The sequence below is a fragment of the Mycobacterium sp. IS-3022 genome (assembly GCF_001500065.1).
Lineage (GTDB): Bacteria > Actinomycetota > Actinomycetes > Mycobacteriales > Mycobacteriaceae > Mycobacterium.
Genome location: NZ_LQIN01000001.1, coordinates 123,698 through 142,411, shown reverse-complemented (window position 1 = coordinate 142,411; position 18,714 = coordinate 123,698). Strand labels below are relative to the sequence as shown.

The 18,714-nt window shown below is 65.9% G+C and carries 16 protein-coding genes; 9 read left to right on the top strand and 7 right to left on the bottom strand.

Annotated elements, in window-relative coordinates:
* The first annotated feature begins 101 nt into the window (after positions 1–101).
* From AU188_RS00680 to AU188_RS00650, 7 genes are read left to right on the top strand one after another with little or no spacing between them, the layout of a single operon-like run.
* A complete protein-coding gene (locus tag AU188_RS00680; RefSeq protein WP_059161803.1) occupies positions 102–1,625 on the top strand; it encodes a lipopolysaccharide biosynthesis protein in 1,524 nt (507 codons plus the stop codon).
* Positions 1,622–2,203 (top strand): YveK family protein, encoded by a 582-nt coding sequence (locus AU188_RS00675; RefSeq protein WP_059161802.1) that lies wholly within the window; start codon positions 1,622–1,624, stop codon positions 2,201–2,203. The genes AU188_RS00680 and AU188_RS00675 overlap by 4 nt, the downstream gene beginning before the upstream one ends.
* A 2-nt stretch (positions 2,204–2,205) precedes the next feature.
* Complete coding sequence (locus tag AU188_RS00670) at positions 2,206–4,062, top strand: O-antigen ligase family protein (protein WP_156426523.1); 1,857 nt, start codon at positions 2,206–2,208, stop codon at positions 4,060–4,062.
* Positions 4,059–5,258, top strand: a complete 1,200-nt coding sequence (locus tag AU188_RS00665; RefSeq protein WP_059161800.1) for a glycosyltransferase family 4 protein — start codon at positions 4,059–4,061, stop codon at positions 5,256–5,258. The genes AU188_RS00670 and AU188_RS00665 overlap by 4 nt, the downstream gene beginning before the upstream one ends.
* Positions 5,258–6,208: a hypothetical protein gene (locus AU188_RS00660; protein WP_353612102.1), complete on the top strand. Its 951-nt coding sequence runs from the start codon at positions 5,258–5,260 to the stop codon at positions 6,206–6,208. Before AU188_RS00665 ends, AU188_RS00660 begins: the two co-directional genes overlap by 1 nt.
* Positions 6,205–7,347 (top strand): glycosyltransferase, encoded by a 1,143-nt coding sequence (locus tag AU188_RS00655; RefSeq protein ID WP_059161798.1) that lies wholly within the window; start codon positions 6,205–6,207, stop codon positions 7,345–7,347. Before AU188_RS00660 ends, AU188_RS00655 begins: the two co-directional genes overlap by 4 nt.
* The gene (locus AU188_RS00650) at positions 7,344–8,552 is read left to right on the top strand and encodes a glycosyltransferase (protein WP_059161797.1); all 1,209 of its coding nucleotides are present in this window, start codon (positions 7,344–7,346) and stop codon (positions 8,550–8,552) included. Before AU188_RS00655 ends, AU188_RS00650 begins: the two co-directional genes overlap by 4 nt.
* 16 nt (positions 8,553–8,568) lie before the next feature.
* Here the strand turns inward: AU188_RS00650 and AU188_RS00645 are convergent, their stop codons facing one another.
* The 3 genes from AU188_RS00645 to AU188_RS00635 all read right to left on the bottom strand — a co-directional run bounded on the left by AU188_RS00645 (position 8,569) and on the right by AU188_RS00635 (position 11,081).
* A complete protein-coding gene (locus AU188_RS00645) occupies positions 8,569–10,263 on the bottom strand; it encodes a serine aminopeptidase domain-containing protein (RefSeq protein ID WP_286137214.1) in 1,695 nt (564 codons plus the stop codon).
* A gap of 126 nt (positions 10,264–10,389) precedes the next feature.
* Complete coding sequence (locus AU188_RS00640) at positions 10,390–10,803, bottom strand: 4'-phosphopantetheinyl transferase superfamily protein (RefSeq protein ID WP_059161796.1); 414 nt, start codon at positions 10,801–10,803, stop codon at positions 10,390–10,392.
* Between the two features lie 41 nt (positions 10,804–10,844).
* Positions 10,845–11,081: an acyl carrier protein gene (locus AU188_RS00635; protein WP_059162232.1), complete on the bottom strand. Its 237-nt coding sequence runs from the start codon at positions 11,079–11,081 to the stop codon at positions 10,845–10,847.
* A 152-nt stretch (positions 11,082–11,233) separates the two neighbouring features.
* Between AU188_RS00635 and AU188_RS00630 the strand changes: the two genes are divergently transcribed.
* Positions 11,234–12,181 (top strand): amino acid--[acyl-carrier-protein] ligase, encoded by a 948-nt coding sequence (locus AU188_RS00630; RefSeq protein WP_059161795.1) that lies wholly within the window; start codon positions 11,234–11,236, stop codon positions 12,179–12,181.
* A gap of 10 nt (positions 12,182–12,191) precedes the next feature.
* Here AU188_RS00630 and AU188_RS00625 read toward each other — a convergent pair whose 3' ends face one another.
* From AU188_RS00625 to AU188_RS00615, 3 genes are all read right to left on the bottom strand, one after another.
* Positions 12,192–13,562, bottom strand: coding sequence for a sugar transferase (locus AU188_RS00625; RefSeq protein WP_059161794.1), 1,371 nt, complete (start codon positions 13,560–13,562; stop codon positions 12,192–12,194).
* A gap of 408 nt (positions 13,563–13,970) precedes the next feature.
* Positions 13,971–14,954, bottom strand: coding sequence for a linear amide C-N hydrolase (locus tag AU188_RS00620; protein WP_059161793.1), 984 nt, complete (start codon positions 14,952–14,954; stop codon positions 13,971–13,973).
* A 21-nt stretch (positions 14,955–14,975) separates the two neighbouring features.
* A complete protein-coding gene (locus AU188_RS00615; RefSeq protein ID WP_059162231.1) occupies positions 14,976–15,425 on the bottom strand; it encodes a hypothetical protein in 450 nt (149 codons plus the stop codon).
* A gap of 257 nt (positions 15,426–15,682) precedes the next feature.
* Between AU188_RS00615 and leuA the strand changes: the two genes are divergently transcribed.
* Entirely contained in the window at positions 15,683–17,527 is a 1,845-nt protein-coding gene (gene leuA / locus AU188_RS00610) for a 2-isopropylmalate synthase (protein WP_059161792.1), read from the top strand.
* A gap of 108 nt (positions 17,528–17,635) precedes the next feature.
* Here leuA and AU188_RS00605 read toward each other — a convergent pair whose 3' ends face one another.
* On the bottom strand, positions 17,636–18,655 hold the full coding sequence (locus tag AU188_RS00605) for a DEDDh family exonuclease (RefSeq protein WP_059161791.1): 1,020 nt from the start codon (positions 18,653–18,655) through the stop codon (positions 17,636–17,638).
* Between the last annotated feature and the right edge of the window lie 59 nt (positions 18,656–18,714).

Here is an 18,714-nt window from a genome sequence, read left to right as displayed (position 1 = left end):
AGCAGGCTGTCACCAACCGAGCCGTGCGCTAACGCAACCTCAGCAAAGTCGACAGGAGCGATTCGGTGGCGAGAGACGGTTCTTCACCGAACCGCAGAGCCATGACGCCGAGCAACCCCCCTGATCCACCGCTCGACACCCCGGATCCGCTGCCGGCCAAGCGAGCACACCTCGGCAGGCAGACGATCTGGAACTACACCGTCTTTGCCATAAGCAAGAGTTCCACGCTGCTGATGACGGTCGTGGTCGCGCGCCTCCTCACCCCAGCCGAATTCGGCGTCTTCGCGCTGGCTTTGCTGCTGGTCAACTTATTCGATTACGTCAAGGACCTCGGCGTCGCAGAGGCGCTCATTCAAAGTCACCGCCCCTGGAATCGAATCGCGCCAACGGGATTGACGCTCTCCATCGGATTCGGGGTGACCGCCGGGGTGCTGCTGGCCGCGACCGCTGACATCACGGCGGACCTCCTACGCCATCCCGACCTCGCGCCGCTGATCCGCGTCCTTGCGATCGCGTTGGTGATCTCGGCTGCCAGCGTCGTGCCGTTGTCCTGGTTGCGGCGCGATCTGAAGTTCCAACGCCGACTGCTCCCAGAGTTCGCCGGCGCAGTGGTCAAGACGGCGCTCACCATTTGGCTCGCGGCGACCGGCCACGGGGTGTGGAGCCTCGTGTATGGCCAACTCGCCGGCGTGCTGATCACCGCGATCATGTATTGGTGGGCCGCACCGAACTTCGTCTGGCCGCGGTTGCATCTGGACGAAGCCAAGGCGCTGCTGCGGTTCGGCATTCCCGTCACCGGTGTCACACTGCTCGCCTACGCGATCTACAACGTCGACTATCTCGCCGTCGGCACCCGGCTCGGCACCACTGAACTCGGCCTGTACACCCTGGCGTACCGGGTGCCCGAGCTCGTCGTGCTCAACCTGTGCGCCGTGATAAGCGACGTGTTGTTCAGTTCGATGTCCCGGCTGCAGCACGATCGCGGGGCCATGTCATCGCAGTACCAGAAGGCCTTGGGCATCGTCCTGGCACTGACCTTGCCGGCGGGCGTCGGCTTGGCTGTGGTGGCCGACCCGCTGCTGCACACCTTGTACGGCTCGCAGTACGACGGCGCCAAGAACATCTTGGTCGTGTTGGCGTTGTATACCGCGATCTATTCGGCCTCGTACCACGCGGGCGACGTATTCAAAGCCGCGGGCCGCCCCGGCATGCTCACCGCGATCAATGCGGTCAAACTCGTCCTACTGATAGGACCGATCTGGTGGGCGGCCGGCCACAGCGCGACACTGGTGGCGGTAGCCCTTCTCAGTGTTGAGTTGGTTCATTTCACGATCCGGATGACCGTTGTCCGCCGGGTCATTCCACTACGGTGGACGCAGATCTTCTCGGTCGTAGGCGGGCCTTTGGTTGCGACCATCCCCATGGCCGCCAGCGTCTTCGGCATCGGCCTTCTGGTTGTTCATTGGTCGGCCCCTGTCCAACTTGCTGTCCTGGTGCCACTAGGCATCGTCGTCTATGCAGCGGCGCTGTCTGTCACCGCGCCGCAGTTGGCCCGGCCAGTTGTCGGCCGCCTGGCAGGATCATGGCGAAGGGGTAACGCCCATGGCGAAAAGGACGGTCCATGAGTCTCCCGCAACGCCTTTGGCTGAAGCCGATCGTCGCAGTATGCGCGGCTGTCGGCCTCGTCATCGGTGGCATCGCCGGCCTGTTGGTGCCGGTATCGACGACGTATCGCGCGACCGCACAGGTGGCCTTGGTCCCGGGCCCAGACCTGACCGCCGCCGATGCATCGGCCTATTGGGAGGTCCTCACCCAGGGGCAGGTTTCGCGCACCGCGGCGGCCGTCTACTCCGACCCGCGTTGGGCCGCCGGCGCGGCGTCGACTGCCGGAATCGACCCATCGAGCCTCACGTTGACGGCCGGTGCGATACCGGACACCACGATGGTGTCGATCACCGCCGATGCTCCGTCGGCTCAAGCCGCACAAGCCGCGGCTTCTGATCTCCTCGCCAAGGCCACCCCTGAGGTCACAGCGGTCTCGGCGCCGTTTCAGGTCCGGGTGGTTTCGCCGCCCAATGGTGCGTTCGCGATGACGGCACCACGGACCCAACTGGTCCTGGCCGGCGCGCTGGGCGGTCTGCTGGTCGGCGCCGCGGTCGGAATCGGCGCGGCCTGGCTGCGCTCACGCCGGAGCAACACATAGCGGTGTCCGGCTCGAGCCCATGGATCGTCGGCGTCCTCGTAGGCATGGTCGTCGCGGAGGTGGCCAACGTCTCCGAGGTGGCCACCCAATACACCTCGGCTCCCCTGTTCAAGGCCAGTGTGGCGTTGGGCGTTCTCGCGCTGATCGTCGCCCTGCGGGACCCACAGGCCCGGGCCCGCCTCAATCGCTGGACGGTCATCGGCGCCGCCCTGATCGGGATGTATGTCGCAGGCCAGGTGATTGCGCTCGTCGGGAGCGTCGACACAGCCGCATCAACCGCCGAGGGCTGGCGGTCAGCGGTCGATCTTGCGTTCCTGCTCGTCATCCTGATGCTGACCCAGGTCACCGGGAAACCCTGGGCGGTGGCGATGGCGATGGCCGTAACACTGGCGGCCCTGTCGCTGCTGTCGATCGCGAGTTATCTGACCGGTGGGGATGAGACGTTCGGCGGCTTTGCCCTGATCTCAGAAGCCCAGGGAGAGTTGATCACCACCCAGCGGTATGCCGGACCGTACGGTGACTCGAATTTCTGGGGCCGCCAACTGGTCTTGGGGCTGCCCATGGGCTGGGCACTGGCACAGCGCAGTCGTCGCGCCGGCAGGCAGCGGCAGTCGGTGGCGTGGCTGCTCTGCAGCGCTCTCATGCTGGTCGGCATCTATCTGACCCAGTCACGCGGCACACTGTTGACGGCCGGGGCGGCGGTCGCGCTGTGGTTCGTCGCTTCCGGCAAGCCGAAGAAGCTGGCATGGGCAGCACCGGTCATGCTGTTGACATTCGCGATCCCCGGCATCGGCGACCGAATGGTAGCCCTGCTGAACGACGTGCTCGGTGGATCCGGTGGACAGCGCAGCTACGACATCGATCCCTCAGTCCTCGGTCGCGAGGCATCTCAGGAGATGGCCTGGCGAATGTTCCAGGAACGGCCCGCCTTCGGGTTCGGCCCGGGGGCCTTCGGCTACGAGGTGCCCTACTACACCGACCGGGTGAGGACGGCCGTCAACGAAGGGCTCGTCGCCCCGCACAATCTCTACGCCCAATTCCTCGCCGAGTCCGGGGTGACCGGGCTGTTCACCTGGCTGGTCATGGTCGGTGGCATCTTCACGATCGTGGCCCTGCGAATCGCTGCGAACCCCGCTTCGGTGGATCGGGCGCTGGCCGCGGCAACGCTCACCGGCATCGTCACCTGGTCGGTGGCAAGCATCTTTCTCCACCTGGCCTACTTCCGGTCGTTCGCGATCGTGCTGGCACTGGCGTGCGCCCTCGGCCCGGCCGAAACGGTGCAACCGGCAGTCGTCCGCAACATGCTCCGGACCGCCGCGCTGTGGGTGGTGGCCGTCGTCGTCGGCGCCGCCGTAGCCGCTGTCACCATGCTGATGGCGGGCACCCCGGCGGTGCGGGCCAGCCAGAAGGTCATCATGATGCCGGTCGGCCCGCTCGACGGCTGGGCCGCGTACGCGATGAACGTCCGGGCGCGCGAGTCATTCCTGCCCACCCTGATCGAAGTCATGTACAACTCCGACGCCCCGGCGGAGATTCACTCCGACCCGATCCGCGGCATCGCGACGTTCTCGGTCACCGCGCAGGATGCCGACGGGGCCGAGCGAGGCCTGGCCGACGCGTTGGCTGTGGCGCGCACGCGGATCAACGACCACATCGGCCCGATGCAATACACCGTCGAGACCATCACCGACGTTCACGTGGAACGGATCTCCGTGCGGTCCAAGTCGGCGCCGGCCTATGCAATGGGCTGGGGCCTGGCCGCCATGGTGTTGGTCCGATTGCTGTTGGGCCGCTTGGCGAACCGTTTCCGGACACGCGCGGCCGTGGTGCCACCTGAGCGCGTCGGAGCCGCGGTATGACGAATGACCGCACGGTCCTGGTCGAGTTCTCGCCCTCGGGCGGGCTCTTCCAGTTCGCCGCCCAACTCGGCAGCGCTCTGGCTGACCACGGCGAGGTGGTAGAGCTGTGGACCGGCCCGCAGCCCGAAATCACCTCCGCGGAAGCCGGATTCGAGATCCGCTCGGTGTTGCCGACCTGGCATCCCAGCGATACCGGTGACGACGGCCACCTGAGGTATCTGGTGCGCCGGGGCCGGCGTGCCGGCCAACTGGTGCTGGCCTGGCTGGTGCTGGCCTATCAGCTGCGCCGTCGACCGCCGCGCGCGGTGCTGTTCTCGCAGTGGCGCTTCACCTTCGAGCCGTGGTTCGTGGTGACGATCTGCAAGTTGTTGCCGCGCACGGTGTTCGGCATCATCGCCCACGAGCCACTTCCGCGATCCGACGCCAAGGACACCAGCACGCCAAAAGAGGGGCGGTTGCTGCAGGCCTCGTTCGCCGCGGCATGGCGCCAGATGGACGTCGCATTCGTATTGGGGCCGCGGACCCGGCAGATCGTCCTCGACCACTGGCAACCCAACGGCGAGGTCGTGGTCATCCCGCACGGCGACTCCGGCGCCATGCGGCGCGGCCGGCCACCGGCGCCGGTGGTCCAGACCGAACCGATCGCCCTGTTCTTCGGCACCTGGACCACCTACAAGGGCATCGATGTCCTGATTGACGCGTTCGGTCTGGTCAAAGCCGAAATGCCGACCGCACAGCTGATCCTCGCAGGTGCCGTCAGTGCCGATGTGGATCTTCCGAACCTGCTGGCCCGGGCCGCGGCCAACGGCGTGGACGCCAGACCCGGCTACTGCGCAATGGAGGAGGTGCCCGAACTCATCGAATCCGCGCGAGTCGTCGTCACACCGTATATCCGCGCCAGCGCCAGCGGCGTGGCACACCTGGCGTACACCTTCGGCCGTCCGGTCATCGGCACCACCGTCGGCGATCTACCGGCCGCGATCGAGGACGGTGTCACCGGTCTGCTGGTCCCGCCGAACGACGCCGGGGTACTCGCCGCCGCAATGCTTCACCTGTTGCGGGATCCGCAGTTGGCAGCGAAACTCGGCGAGGCGGGGCACACTGCTGTACAGCGCTCTTGGGCCGTCGCCGCCGGCTTGATCAGCGATGCGGTGACAGCCGCCACCAAACGTGTCGGTCCGGAGATTGAGCCATGATGAGCAGGCAGACACGGTGGCAGGTCGCCATCACTGCACTCGTCGCTGCGGCCGTTGGCGCGCTCCTCATCATCGCCAGTTTCGTCACAGACAGCCCTGCGCGGACCGACCTACCCCAACCGTTTGCCGAGGACAGCCCTTTTCGCACCCTGATCCCTGCCGACGCCGAGGTCGACCCGAACAGCGCCGAAATGATCCGCGCGGTGCACTGGGAGAACAGCGCTTACGCATCGACGGTTGAATTCGGAATCCCGATCTACACCGCGGACAGGCACACCCCTCGTCATTCCGTCCCGTGCGTCATCGCCGAATGGGGCCGCTGCCCGTTCGATGGCCTCGAGGTACCGATCCCTGACGACGCGCGGCCGCAGGATGGCTCCGACGGCGCGATGGTGGTGATCGACCCGGACAGCCGAACGATCTACGAGTTCTGGCGGGCCAAGAAGGTAGACGGTTCCTGGACAACCGAATTCGGCGCTGTGAACAGCCTCGACGGTTCCGGCTGGGGCGGTGCAAGCACAGGCTCGGGTGCATCCCGACTGGCCGGAGTGGTGCGGGTAGCCGAGATCGCCCAGGGTGCGATTCCGCATGCACTCGCCATGCAAAGCAACAACGTGTGCGCCAAGGTGTTTCGGCCGCCGGCCCTCAAGACCGACGGCCGGTCGACCAGGCCCGACTGCATCCCCGAAGGAGCGCGCATACAATTGGACCCCACCTTGGACATCAACAGCCTGGGCCTTTCCCCGGCACAACACACGGTGGCCGAGGCTCTCCAGCGGTACGGCGCTTACATCGTCGATGTCAGCGGATCACCGCTGAGCATTAGCTTCGAACGGGACAACACAGCCGCCCCCGGAACCGTCGGGCGAACCTACAGTGCTGCGGGAATTCAATGGGACTATGACGGGATGACGAAAATCCCGTGGAACAAGTTGCGGGTTCTCAAATGACGCCTATCCGGGTGATGACCCTCATCGACGGGTTCCGTATGGGTGGTGCCGAAACCCTGCTGGCACCGATGGCCCTCGCCATGCGCAACACCGATGTCCAGATGGACTTTGTCGGCCTGGACGACGCATCGGTCAATTCCGATAAAACCATGAAGATACTGTCCGAAGCCGGTGTGCATCCCCGCTCCCTCGGAATCCGCCGGCTACTCGACCTCACCGGTGTTTTCCGATTGGCTCGCGAGATTCGCAGGGGTGGTTACGATCTGGTGCACACGCACTTGGAGATGTCGGCAACGTTCGCGGTACCGGCGGCGAAGCTGACCGGCCGCCCGGTGGTGTGCACGTTCCACCATGTGACGGAGCGTTGGCCCGGGCGCGAGCACTGGCGCGAGCAGATCGCGACGGAAGCGGCGACCCGGGGCGACCGGGTGCTGTTCGTCTCTGAGGCCAGTCGGGTGTCGTGGGCACAGGTGCATCGCCGAGGCCGGATTCCGGCCAACTGGGATGTGCTGCACAACGGAATCGACGTCAGCAACTTCCACCCGGGCGAACCAGATCCGACGGTCCGCAGCGAACTCGGCGGTGGCCCTGGACCTTTGGTGGTCCTACCGGCCGCCTTCCGCGATTTCAAGGGCATCCCGGTGGCGATCGCGGCGTGGCCGCAGATAGTGCAGACGCATCCGGACGCCGTCCTGTCCCTGGTCGGTGGCGGCCCGGACGAGGCCGAGCTCCGTAGGCTGGTCGGCGAAGTGGGCGTCACCGACTCGGTGATCTTCGCCGGCGTCCGCTCGGACATGCCGCAGGTCTACCGGGCTGCCGACGTCGTACTGCTGCCGTCGACCTACGGTGAGAACCTGCCCACCGTGCTGATCGAGGCGTCGGCGTCGGGCAAGGCGATCGCTGCGTCGCGGATCGGCGGCATTCCGGACATCATCGTCGACGGCTCCACGGGGCTGCTTTTCGAGCCCAATGATCCTGCCGCATTGGCCACCACCGTGACGCGGTTGTTGGACGATCCGGAGCTTCGAATGTCGTTGGGAAAGCCGGCTATCGAGCGCGCCCGCGCCGAGTTCTCGGCCACCTCGTGGGCCCACCGGCTGCAGGACCTCTACCGCGGACTGATCGAGCGTCGACGTTGAGCGGCAAACAGATCGACTATCTGGTGTCCCGGTTCCCCGTTATCTCGGAGACCTTCATCGTCCGGGAGCTTGATGCGCTGTCCACCACCGACGGACGTGAATTCGGGCTGCGGTCGCTGTTTCCGTCGCCGGACGCTCAGGTCCACGACATCGCCAGGCGGTGGATGGACAAGTTGATACGGCCCGGTGTCGGCGCCTGTGTGGCCGGACTCGGGTGGGCGCTGGTGCGGCACCCGCTGACCACGCTGTCGCTTCTGGCCGCCGTGGTGCGCGGTTACGCTGCGCGGCCCAACCTGCTGATCCGCGCCCTTATCACGGTTCCGATCGCCACTGCGCACGCCCGCGATCTGCAGTCGTCGGAAGGCGCACGGCACATCCACGCCCACTACGCCACGTATCCCGCCCTTGCCGCGTGGATCTGCTCCAGATTGGCCGGTGTCACCTACAGCGTCACCGTGCATGCGCACGACCTCTACGTCGACCAGTCGATGCTCGGCCGCAAACTCGATGGTGCAGATTTCGTCGTCACAGTGTCGGAGTACAACCGTCGACTGCTGGAGCGCTATACCTCCACCCCGGTGCACGTCATCCACTGCGGAATCGACTCGGCGGCATACCCGTTCCGTCCCAGGAGAATCCCCGCCAGTGGCCCGATCCGCGCGTTATGTGTGGCATCCCTGCAGGAGTACAAAGGACACGAGGTGCTGCTGCGGGCGTTATCGTTGGGCGGGCCCGGCCTGGACCGGACCGAACTGGACCTCATCGGCAACGGGCCGCTGCACGACGAATTGCACAAGCTTGCAACTGAACTCGGGCTCGGATCGCGGGTCCGCTTCCATGGCGGACAGTCCGAGGCAATGGTCAAGCAGGCATTGGCCGAGGCCGATCTGTTCGTACTGCCGAGCATCGTAGCCACCGACGGCCAGATGGAAGGTCTGCCGGTCGCCCTCATGGAGGCGCTGGCGAGCGGAATACCCACCGTGTCAACAAGTCTGTCGGGCATCCCGGAATTGGTCATACCCGGGAGAACCGGCCTCCTGGCCACCCCGGCCGACGCGCAGAGCCTGCACGACACACTGGAACAATTGATGTCGTCGGGCCCCATACTCGACGACTACGCCCGCGCGGGACGCGACCTGGTCGAGCGGGAATTCGACATCACCGCAACCAGTGCCGCGCTACGTTCTCTGTTCGCAACGGTCTGATACCGGCTCCCGCGCTTCACAGCTGGTCGGCGAATTCCCGGCGCGCCGCGGCGAGCAGATACTCACGCATGAGGTTCTGCAAACCGCGGTGGAGCACCGCATGGTCACCGGCGGGCGGCACGGTCAGCTTGGGTGCCCACCCACGACGTGCCAGCCGCTTGGCCCCGATCAGGCCCCGATGCTCTACGTACCATTCGAAATCCGACGGTGACAGCACCAACTCAGTCGGTACTCCGCTTTTGCCGAGCGCCTTGAGCAGCACCTCGGGGGCCTGGGTATAACCGAGGCGACCGAGGAGCAACCAACCCTGATACGGCAACCAATTTCGCAGCCCCTGCTTGATCATTGCCCATAGCCGACGCTCCCGGGTGTCGTGATCGCCGGCAACAGCGTCGGTCACCTGCGCGATCCGCTCCGATCCGCCGTCGGCACGCCGCAATGAGTACAGCAGGATGTTCAGCAGAACCACCAGTTTGGCGCCGCACTGCAAAGCCCCATACGCGCAATTCCAAGCACCCGAACAGATTCCAGCCATCATCAGACGGTCTTCCGGCACTGCCAGGGCCGCAATCGCATCGGTCACATCAGCCTTGGCCGCTGGCGTGTGCATCCACGGGAACTCGCCGGTTGCGAAACCGGTGTCGCCTACCCCACGACGGTCGTAGCGGACCACGCTCACGCCCAGCGCTGCCAGTTCCCGGGCCGTGTCTGGCCAGATTCGTCCCGAGCCGACCCGATGTTCACACGCGGTGTTGTGACACAACACCGTCGGCCCACCCGCAGCAGTGCCATCGATCGTGGTGCGGATGGCGAACAGCCGGTTGGGGCCGAGTTCGGTGATCGACTCGATGATCTTGCGGCCGTCGGGCAACTCGTCCGCCACGGCGATACCGGCGAACACCGGCTCGAATGCGAACGTCTCCGATGTCAGCGTCGCGTCGAGCCACTTCTCGATCATCGCCAGGGTTTCCATCGGAATCCTGACCACAATGCTGGGTGGCTCCACGAATTCGGGCTGCCCGTCGATTTGCTGAACCATGCGGTCGCCCGCTGCGGGCAGATCGGCGAGCAGGCGGTCACCGGTGTGTTCGGGCCGGCTCAAAACAAGCATCGAAGTCGATCCGACATCCGCCGGCATCTTCAGCGCACCAAGGGCGGTGGCGGCTGTGGACGAGAGCGTGATACCGAGAAGCGGCACCACGCCCGGCTCGGGCGGTAATTCGGAACTCTCCTCGCCGCCGACGGTCACCCGGTAGAGCGCCTGTTGTTCGCGCAGGTATCGGCGACCATTGGTGACCGGGTCCCACATGACCAGGCCGCCGAGGCCCGCTATCGAGGGCGCCGCTGTCGCGGCGAACAACGCGCCGACCCGCAGCCCGATCAGCGACACACTCTGTGCTCCGCAAGCCTGCAGATACCCCACTGCCGTCCGAATGCCCTCCACGTAGTCATCCACGGCACTGTCCCGACATTGGTCGCCCATCGAGTCCCCGGTGCCCGGGTAATCGAAGCGCAACACTGCAAATCCCTTTGCACACAACCGCTGCGCCAGCAGCTTCAGTCCGGTGTAGGTATCCAGGTGCTGACGGCCGAGCGGTGGGCAGATGACCACGCCCGCGCGCGCAACCCCGCCGCCCGGGACGTGTAGAACGCCGAAAAGCCGAGATTCCTCGGGGCCGAACCACGTCGGCACACCGGATACCCCTGTCATGCCTGCGTTCATCCAGTCATCCCCCGAAGAGACCCGAGATCGGTCCGAACTTTGCATCTTGGCGCACATCTATCAGACATCGGAATTTGTGAGTCGCTCTCGATAGACCGTACGACCATTTCCCGGCTACCGCGTCTCCTCGGCGCAGACCGCTACCACGACGGCTGCCGCGTGGCAGTCGGCATGGGTGATCGACACGGAGACCTGTAGCCACCGCTGCGTCGCGGCCAGCTCGGCAGCCGATCCGCTGAGCCGCAACGTCGGCAGATGGCCCGAAAGGACAACCTCCATGTCGAGCGGGGAAAGCGCAGCGTCCGGCCGCGCGAACGCCTTCATGGCGGCCTCCTTGGCGGCGAACCGGGCGGCAAGCCGGGCCAGCCGGTTCGAACCGGCACAGGTCGCGACCTCGTCAGCGGTGTAGATCTTGGCCAGAAACCGGTCCCCGAACGTGGACAACGAATTCTCGATCTCCTCGAGGGCCACCACATCGCACCCCACGCGGATCAGGTGACCCGGTAGCTGCACCTCGGGCGGGTTCATGGGTCTTCCTGTTCGAAGTCGCGGTGCGCCCTCGTCGGGTGCTACTTGATCAGGCTCGTGACGGCAGCTTCGATGTTGTTGATCGAAGCGAAAGTGGATTTCTTCATCGCCTCGTCGGGGAACTCGATGTCGAACTCGTCCTCGAGCGCGAGCATGACGTTGACCGAGGCATGGGAGGTCAGCCCGAGCTCGTAGAGGTCGGCGTCGGCGTCGACGCCGTTCGGGTCGACCGACATTCTTCCGTGGTCGGCCAATGCCTTCTGAATTCTGTCCCGCATGCTGATCAGCATAATTCGCGAGCGGCGCAGAGTTCGCTGATGAATTTCCATGCGGATCGGCGAACACGACCAAGGTCAACAGCGGTGAGGACCACGATCTGGTGGGCCGCGGTTCACGTCCGGCCTCCGCCGGCCGGCGATAGGGTTTGCAGATGACCGAAGCTCATGACCAAGATGCGCAACTCGAGTCGGCCCGCCGGCAGTTCCGCGATGAGCTGATTGCGGCGGGCTTGTTGGTGCCGATGGGTATCGACGGACTGTACGGCCGTGGAGAGGTTTTCGAGGGCATCGTCGACGGTGTCGAACACGTGGTAGAGCGAAAGGGCGCCGAGGTCCACGGGGATCGGGCGAAGGTGCTGCGGTTTCCACCGGTATTCCCACGCGAGCAATTCGAGAAGACCGACTACATAGCTTCTTTCCCGGATCTGACTGGCGCGATCTCGACATTCACCGGCGGAAACGCCGAGCACCGCGCGCTGTTGGCTGATCGCGATGCCGGCCTGCCGTGGGACGGACATCTGAGTTCCGCTGGGACGATGCTGGTTTCGGCGGCGTGCCATCCGAGCTATGCCACGCTGCCGTCGAGCCTGCCCGACGGCGGTGTGCTGATGGACATCTATGGGTACTGCTTCCGGCACGAGCCGGCCATTGACCCGGCGCGCATGCAGGCGTTCCGGATGCACGAGTACGTGTTGGTCGGAACGCCCGATCAGGCGCAGACACACCGGGACGGCTGGGTGGGCCACGGCATGGCGGTACTGACCGAACTCGGATTGGACGCCCGCCCCGTAGCGGCCAACGACCCGTTCTTCGGCCGGGTCGGCAAGTTGTTGGCCGCCAACCAGCGTGACGAGAATCTGAAGACTGAACTAGTGGTGCGGCTCTACGGCGACCTGCACGAGGGCACCGCCGTGGTGTCGGCCAATTGCCACCGAGACCACTTCGGTGAAACGTTCTCCCTGCGCACCGCCGATGGTGGCGTTGCACACAGCGCCTGCGTAGGTTTCGGCATGGAGCGAATCGCCCTGGGAATGCTGCGGACTCACGGTCTTGACCCGGTCTCCTGGCCGGAGGAAGTGCGCACGGCGATGGGCTGGTAGTCCACGTATGTCAATATGCGCCCTTGCGTTTCAGAACGGCGCCCACCGTACGCCAGATGATCAGCAAGTCTCCAACAACCGACCAGTTGCCCGCATACGACTCGTCGAGCCGTATGCGGTCTTTGTCTTCCAAATCGGACCGCCCGGACACCTGCCACAAACCAGTCATTCCAGGCTTGACGTGTGACCGGTGTTCGATGAAGTGCTCGCGGGCCCCTGCTTCTCCCACAGCCAGCGGTCGGGGCCCGACTATGCTCATCGAGCCTTCGAGCACATTGAACAACTGCGGCAGCTCGTCGACGCTGCTGGCACGGAGGAACTTTCCGACGCGGGTCACGCAGGAATCGGAAGTGCGTTTGTGAAAAATGCTGCCGTGGCGGTGGCTCTCTGGTTGCGCCGTCTTATCGGTGTCCACATACATGCTGCGCAATTTGATGATCTTGAATGGCTTGCCGTCCATGCCCACCCGTTGCTGCCGGTAGAAGACCGGTCCCCGGTCGTCGAGCTTGATGGCCAACCCCGCTAGCGCGATGACCGGAAGCGCCACCACCAGTCCAACGGTGGCCAGCACAAGATCGAGGATGCGTTTCGTGATCATCGACGGCGCATCGTGCGTCGGCGCGTCGATGACGAACAGCGGCAGGTTCTCGAGCGGTCGCAATTGCAGTCGGTGCGCGGCCACCTCCGTCAATGCCGGGACGACGATGAGTTCGGTGTTGATCGCCTGCATACGCCAAGCGAGATACTCGACCGTCTCGGGCCCCAGCTGCTCGGAATAGACAGCCGCGAGGGTGTCTGCTCCGGCGGACTGGACGGCCGACTCGATGAGGCTGTCGTCGTCGTAACCGAGGATGGGAACCGTGCCGGTGGGCAGGCTCACGTTCTGCCCGATCTGGTCTCCGGCGTCGGGGATGCAGAGCCCCACGACGCGGTAGCCGGCGGTCGGCGACCGCGCGAAGTACTCACACAATGTCCGTGCCGAATCAAGATCGCCCAGCGCGACGACACGCGAGATGTAGGTGCCTTTCTTCCTGCGTCGGCGTACATCCGCCCGAAGTAGATAGCGGGTGAGGAAAAGGACGACCAAGCCGAGGCCGAATGTCACACCGAACTGGATGCGCGAGATCGGCATGTCGAGAAAAATTTCGAACGCCGCCGCGATGGCAAATGTCCACCCGGTCGCCGCAGCAACGCGGCGGTACTCCTCGGCCTGTTGGCCGACCAGCGAGATATCACGTGAACGCGCGTAACCGAGGGCTATCAGCCATCCGATGTAGATGCCGACCGAGAAGGCCGTTGCCGTGGTGAAATCGGCGAAATGGCGATGCGCCAGCCGCGTTCCGATCCATTCGGCGAATATGACGACCGCGGCGAGGGTCACCGCATCGACGGCAAGAACCCGCCGGTGATAGGCGGATCTCCACCGGCGCGCCTGGGCCCGCGCCTCATCGGGCGCGAAATGAAGGCTTGCAAAAGAGTCAGACTTCACGTCGTCAGACGCTTTTCCATCGGCGCTCCATCAGACGTTCGTCGGACGAAAACTCGGCGTGTGCGATGTGGTCATCGTCCTCATCCGCCACATCGATGTCCCGTGATTATGGCGCGCAGGCGTTGCCGCGACAACGATTTCTGTGATCGGTTGCGGGCAACCGTCGCGCCAACGGCACTGGCCAGCTTCGCGACAATGCATCATTGCGGCGCGCCGGCCATCGTATTTGTTGCACCGCAGGCAAATTCGGCAACGACCAGAGAAGTGGTGCTCGAAAAGCACACGGTGGCTACCACACCGTCAGGGCACTCCGAGGAACGGGAACGGGTCGGCCGGCTCGAACTCGGAGCTGGCGTCCCCGGCGTAGATCGTGCGCTCCCCCTCGCCCAGGTTCAGCCGCAGCGTCGAAGCCCCGGGGGAGAAGTCGATGTTGCGCAGCTCCACCCAGAAGGTGTTGGGCGAGAGCGCCGACTCGAAGAAGTAGCGCAGCGCCTTGTGATCGACGACGGTGCGCCAACGGGTGGTCGAAATGTTTGGTTCTTCCGAAGTCGAGATGCCGTACGGGGTGGACGCGTTACGCACCACGCTGAGGACCGCCGCGGCGGCCAGCAGCGGGTCGTCGGTCTTGGGCACCGCGTCGATGTAGAACGACGCCCGCACGAACCGGTCGGCGGCGCGGTTGGTGCCCGGCAGCATCACCGTGCCGCCGATCTCCTTCCAGTACTCATTGATCGCGAGCTGCTTGTCGAAAGTCGGCGAGTTTGTCATCACCCGGTACTGCCTGCCGTGGTGGATGACCTGCTGACCGTCGATGTACTCGACGATCGCGCTGTCCCCGCCGGCGTCGGACATCGCCAGGTGCAGCGTCGCCATCCGCTCCTCACCGGGTACCTCCGCGGTCGCGACCCGCAGCGGGGTTGCGGTCAGCTCCTGCACCGCCCCGGCGACCGTCGCGAAGTTGTCGAGCACGTACTGGCCCCACAAGGCAAGCGAGACCGCGGGGCCCTCTGCCGTTTCCGCCGGGTACTGCGACTCGGCCAGCCACAACAGGTTCACAGCGAGGCCCGCCTCGTTCACCCCGTCGGTGGTGCTGATGTCGTAGCCGCTGGCGACGACGCTGCCGTACTTGGAAGTCCACTGGGCGGAGTTCGCGCCGCCCTGGCCGGTCCGGCGCACGCCGCGCGGCAGCGCCCACAGGTTCGTGCCGATCTCCGATTTCCAGTCCATCGAGCGACCCGTGACGTTGCGGTCGTTCGTTCCGAGGTAAACCACGCGTGTGCACACGATGAGTGAGCCTATGCGGGCTCAGCTCGAGCACGCGGCGGTGAGCTCCGCGAGCTTGCGCTGGATCTGGGCGTCGAGCGCCGACATCTCGTAGTAGACCTGTGGCGCCGGTGCGCCCGGCGCCTGGGCTTCCACCGCGGCGCGTGCTCGCGGCATCTTTGCGACGAACGCCGTGGCGAGATCGGCGACTTCCACGGCGGTGAACCGCAGCTCGGGTGCGTCGATCTTGCGGGCGCGTTCAGCCAACCCGTCGGCCCACTGCTGATACGCCAGCTCCTCGGCCGCGGTCGGCGGACCCTGCGCACCCTCGCTCTTCGAGCTGATCAGGTCGTTCTGGGACTTGTTGAACTCGAGCAGATCGAGCACCGGGCGGCACTCCTGCGGCGGTTGTTGCAGCTGGGAGTAGACCAGCGCCACAATCGCGACCACGACGACACCGATCGCCACCCACCATCGCCGATCAAGCCTCATCACCGCTCGCACTCTAGCCAGCGCCGCGGCCGCGGGCGCTCACCGACGTACCCGTTGGGCCTGGAAACCGTACCTAGCTGCACGCTCGCGCTGCAGGAGTCCATTTTGTGACGCGATGGGGCCGGAGTACAGTGGCCTGCGTGCAGCGGGTGCTCCTTCTCGGCAGCCGCGACGGGGTCTGATCCAGACCGGCTTCCCGTCGCGGGTGTTCGCGATGCGCCGGTCGAGTCCCCTTTGAAACTCCCGGAGCGACCACCGTGACCACATTCTCGAAACCCTCACCCGATTCACCCGACGCGTTTTCGTCGGTACGCCAGATCACCAAGCCGTCCGGTCCGCCTCACCCCGGCCAGCCGGCGTACAACACCCAGCGCGGGTCCGCGATGCCGGTCAGCCGCTACCGCAGCTTCGCCGAGGAGGTGCCGGGCGGCAGCCCGGCATTGGGCCCAGTTCCGACTCCTTTCGACCGCACCTGGCCGGACAAGGTGATCGAGACGGCGCCGATGTGGTGCGCGGTCGATCTGCGCGACGGCAATCAGGCGTTGATCGACCCGATGAGCCCGGCCCGAAAGCGCCGCATGTTCGACCTGCTGGTGCGCATGGGCTACAAGGAGATCGAGGTCGGCTTCCCGTCGGCGAGCCAGACCGACTTCGACTTCGTCCGAGAGATCATCTCCGAGGGCGTGATCCCCGACGACGTCACGATCCAGGTGCTGACGCAGTGCCGGCCGGAACTGATCGAGCGGACGTTCGAGGCGTGCCAGGGCGCGCCCCGCGTGATCGTGCACTTCTACAACTCGACGTCGATCCTGCAGCGCCGCGTGGTCTTTCGCGCCGACCGGGAGGCGGTCAAGAAGATCGCCACCGACGGCGCCCGGCTGTGCGTGGAACAGGCCGAGAAATACCCGGACACCAAGTGGCGCTTCGAGTACTCCCCCGAGTCCTACACCGGCACCGAGTTGGAGTACGCCGTCGACGTCTGCAACGCCGTCGCCGAAATCGTCGCGCCCACACCCGATGTGCCGCTGATCGTCAACCTGCCCGCCACCGTCGAGATGGCCACGCCCAACGTCTACGCCGACTCGATCGAGTGGATGCACCGGCATCTGACCCCACGCGAGTCCATCGTCTTGAGCCTGCACCCGCACAACGACCGCGGAACCGCCGTCGCCGCAGCCGAATTGGGCTACCAGGCCGGCGCCGACCGCATCGAGGGCTGCCTGTTCGGCAACGGTGAGCGCACCGGGAACGTCTGCCTGGTGACGCTGGGCTTGAACCTGTTCAGCCGCGGCGTCGACCCGCAGATCGACTTCTCCAACATCGACGAGATCCGCCGCACCGTCGAGTACTGCAACCAGTTGCCGGTGCACGAACGCCACCCGTACGGCGGCGATCTGGTCTACACCGCGTTCTCCGGCAGCCACCAGGACGCGATCAACAAGGGCCTGGATGCGATGAAATTCGACGCCGACGCTGCCGACAAGGACGTCGACGACATCCTGTGGCAGGTTCCGTATCTGCCGATCGACCCGCGCGACGTCGGCCGCACCTACGAGGCCGTGATCCGGGTCAACTCGCAGTCCGGCAAGGGCGGCGTCGCCTACATCATGAAGGCCGACCACGGCCTGGCGCTGCCGCGGCGGCTGCAGATCGAGTTCAGCCAGGCGATCCAGCAGATCACCGACGGTGAGGGCGGCGAAGTCTCGCCGAAGGAGATGTGGGACGTCTTCGCCGAGGAGTACCTGGCCCCGGTCCGCCCGCTCGAACGGATCCGTCAGAAGGTGACGGCGTCCGAGGTCGACGGCGGCACCGACACCATCGAGGCGGTGGTGAAGGTCGACGGGGTCGAGCGCGAGATCGTCGGCGCAGGCAACGGTCCGCTGGCGGCGTTCTGCGATGCATTAGGCGCGTTGGGCTACCAGATCTCCGTGCTGGACTACTCCGAGCATGCGCTGTCGGCGGGCGAGGAGGCCCAGGCCGCGGCGTACGTCGAGGCGTCGATCGATGGCAAGACGGTGTGGGGCGTCGGCATCGCGCCGTCGATCACCACGGCATCGCTGCGCGCGGTGGTGTCGGCGGTCAACCGCGCCGCACGAGGCTGATCAGAGAGGCGGTGCCGGAGGCGGCGATCAGAACACCGCCGCCGGAGGCGGCGATCAGAACAGTGCCGCCGGAGGCGGCGATCAGAACACCGCCGCCGGAGGCGGCGATCAGAACAGTGCGAACTGGTCGCCGGCGAGCGTGGTGTCGGTGAACTCCTCGATACCGGTGCCGCCGACGACAGCGTCGAGACAGCGCATGAAGTCGGCATCGGTGAGCAGCGGAACACCCGACTGGTTGGCCTGGTAACCCTTGCCGTGAGCCGGGCGGGCGTCGTTGCAGACCACCAGCGAGGTTTCGTTGTCGACGGCATCGGTGTAGGCGAGTCCGGCGTGCAGGATCCGCTCGAGGAGCTCCTCGTGGGTGCGCGTCACCTCCGCCGACAGCGCGACGCGCATGCCCTGCACGAGTGGCCGCCCCGCGACGAAGCGCCCCGGGTTCAGATACGCGCACGGCAGCCGCGCCGCGACCGCCTTGAGCGGGCGCAGTTCGTCGTGCGTGACGAAGCCGTTCGGCCAGCGCCGTCGCGTGACCGGATGCACCGGAAGCCACACCTTGCGGTCGCGGGCCCGCACGAGTGCCGGTTTGAGGATCTGGGCGAGCACCAGCGCGTCGTCGAGCGCGTCGTGGGGCCGCATCTGGGTGATGCCCCAGTGCGCGGCCAGCGTCTCGAGCCGCAGGTTCTCGACGTCGAGGTCGAGCCGGCGGGCCAGTTCGACCGTGCACATCACGGTATCGGTGGGCAGCTCGCGGTTGACCAGCTCCGCCTCCGCGGCCAGGAACGAGTAGTCGAAACCGACGTTGTGTGCGACGAGGGTGCGCCCGGCGAGCAGCTCGACGAGGTGGTCGACGATGTCGGCGAATGTCGGCTGGCCCTCCAGCATCGCGGCCGTCAGCCCGTGCACATGGGTGGGCCCGGGGTCGACACCCGGGTTGAGCAGGCTGTAGAGGCTGTGTTCGACGTTGCCGTCGTCGCCGAGAGCGAGCGCGGCGACGCTGACGATGCGTGCCTGACCCGGCCGGAAGCCCGACGTCTCCACGTCGACGACCGCCCAACCGGCACCGTCCTCGCTCGCCGGCCGGCCCCAGGAGCCGCCCGGCCGGCGACATCCGGCGCCAGTTCGGGTCACTTCGTCAGGATGGCACGCAGCAGTGACAAAGCCGGGACCTCGCCGAATCGCTCGCCAGC

Excerpts from the sequence above, each read along its gene's own strand:
- AU188_RS00665 (WP_059161800.1), top strand. The coding sequence starts at position 4,059 with ATGACGAATGACCGCACGGTCCTGGTCGAGTTCTCGCCCTCGGGCGGG.
- AU188_RS00630 (WP_059161795.1), top strand. The coding sequence starts at position 11,234 with ATGACCGAAGCTCATGACCAAGATGCGCAACTCGAGTCGGCCCGCCGG.
- AU188_RS00675 (WP_059161802.1), top strand. The coding sequence starts at position 1,622 with ATGAGTCTCCCGCAACGCCTTTGGCTGAAGCCGATCGTCGCAGTATGC.
- AU188_RS00660 (WP_353612102.1), top strand. The coding sequence starts at position 5,258 with ATGAGCAGGCAGACACGGTGGCAGGTCGCCATCACTGCACTCGTCGCT.
- AU188_RS00655 (WP_059161798.1), top strand. The coding sequence starts at position 6,205 with ATGACGCCTATCCGGGTGATGACCCTCATCGACGGGTTCCGTATGGGT.
- AU188_RS00635 (WP_059162232.1), bottom strand. The coding sequence starts at position 11,081 with ATGCGGGACAGAATTCAGAAGGCATTGGCCGACCACGGAAGAATGTCG.
- AU188_RS00645 (WP_286137214.1), bottom strand. The coding sequence starts at position 10,263 with ATGACAGGGGTATCCGGTGTGCCGACGTGGTTCGGCCCCGAGGAATCT.
- AU188_RS00640 (WP_059161796.1), bottom strand. The coding sequence starts at position 10,803 with ATGAACCCGCCCGAGGTGCAGCTACCGGGTCACCTGATCCGCGTGGGG.
- AU188_RS00680 (WP_059161803.1), top strand. The coding sequence starts at position 102 with ATGACGCCGAGCAACCCCCCTGATCCACCGCTCGACACCCCGGATCCG.
- AU188_RS00615 (WP_059162231.1), bottom strand. The coding sequence starts at position 15,425 with ATGAGGCTTGATCGGCGATGGTGGGTGGCGATCGGTGTCGTCGTGGTC.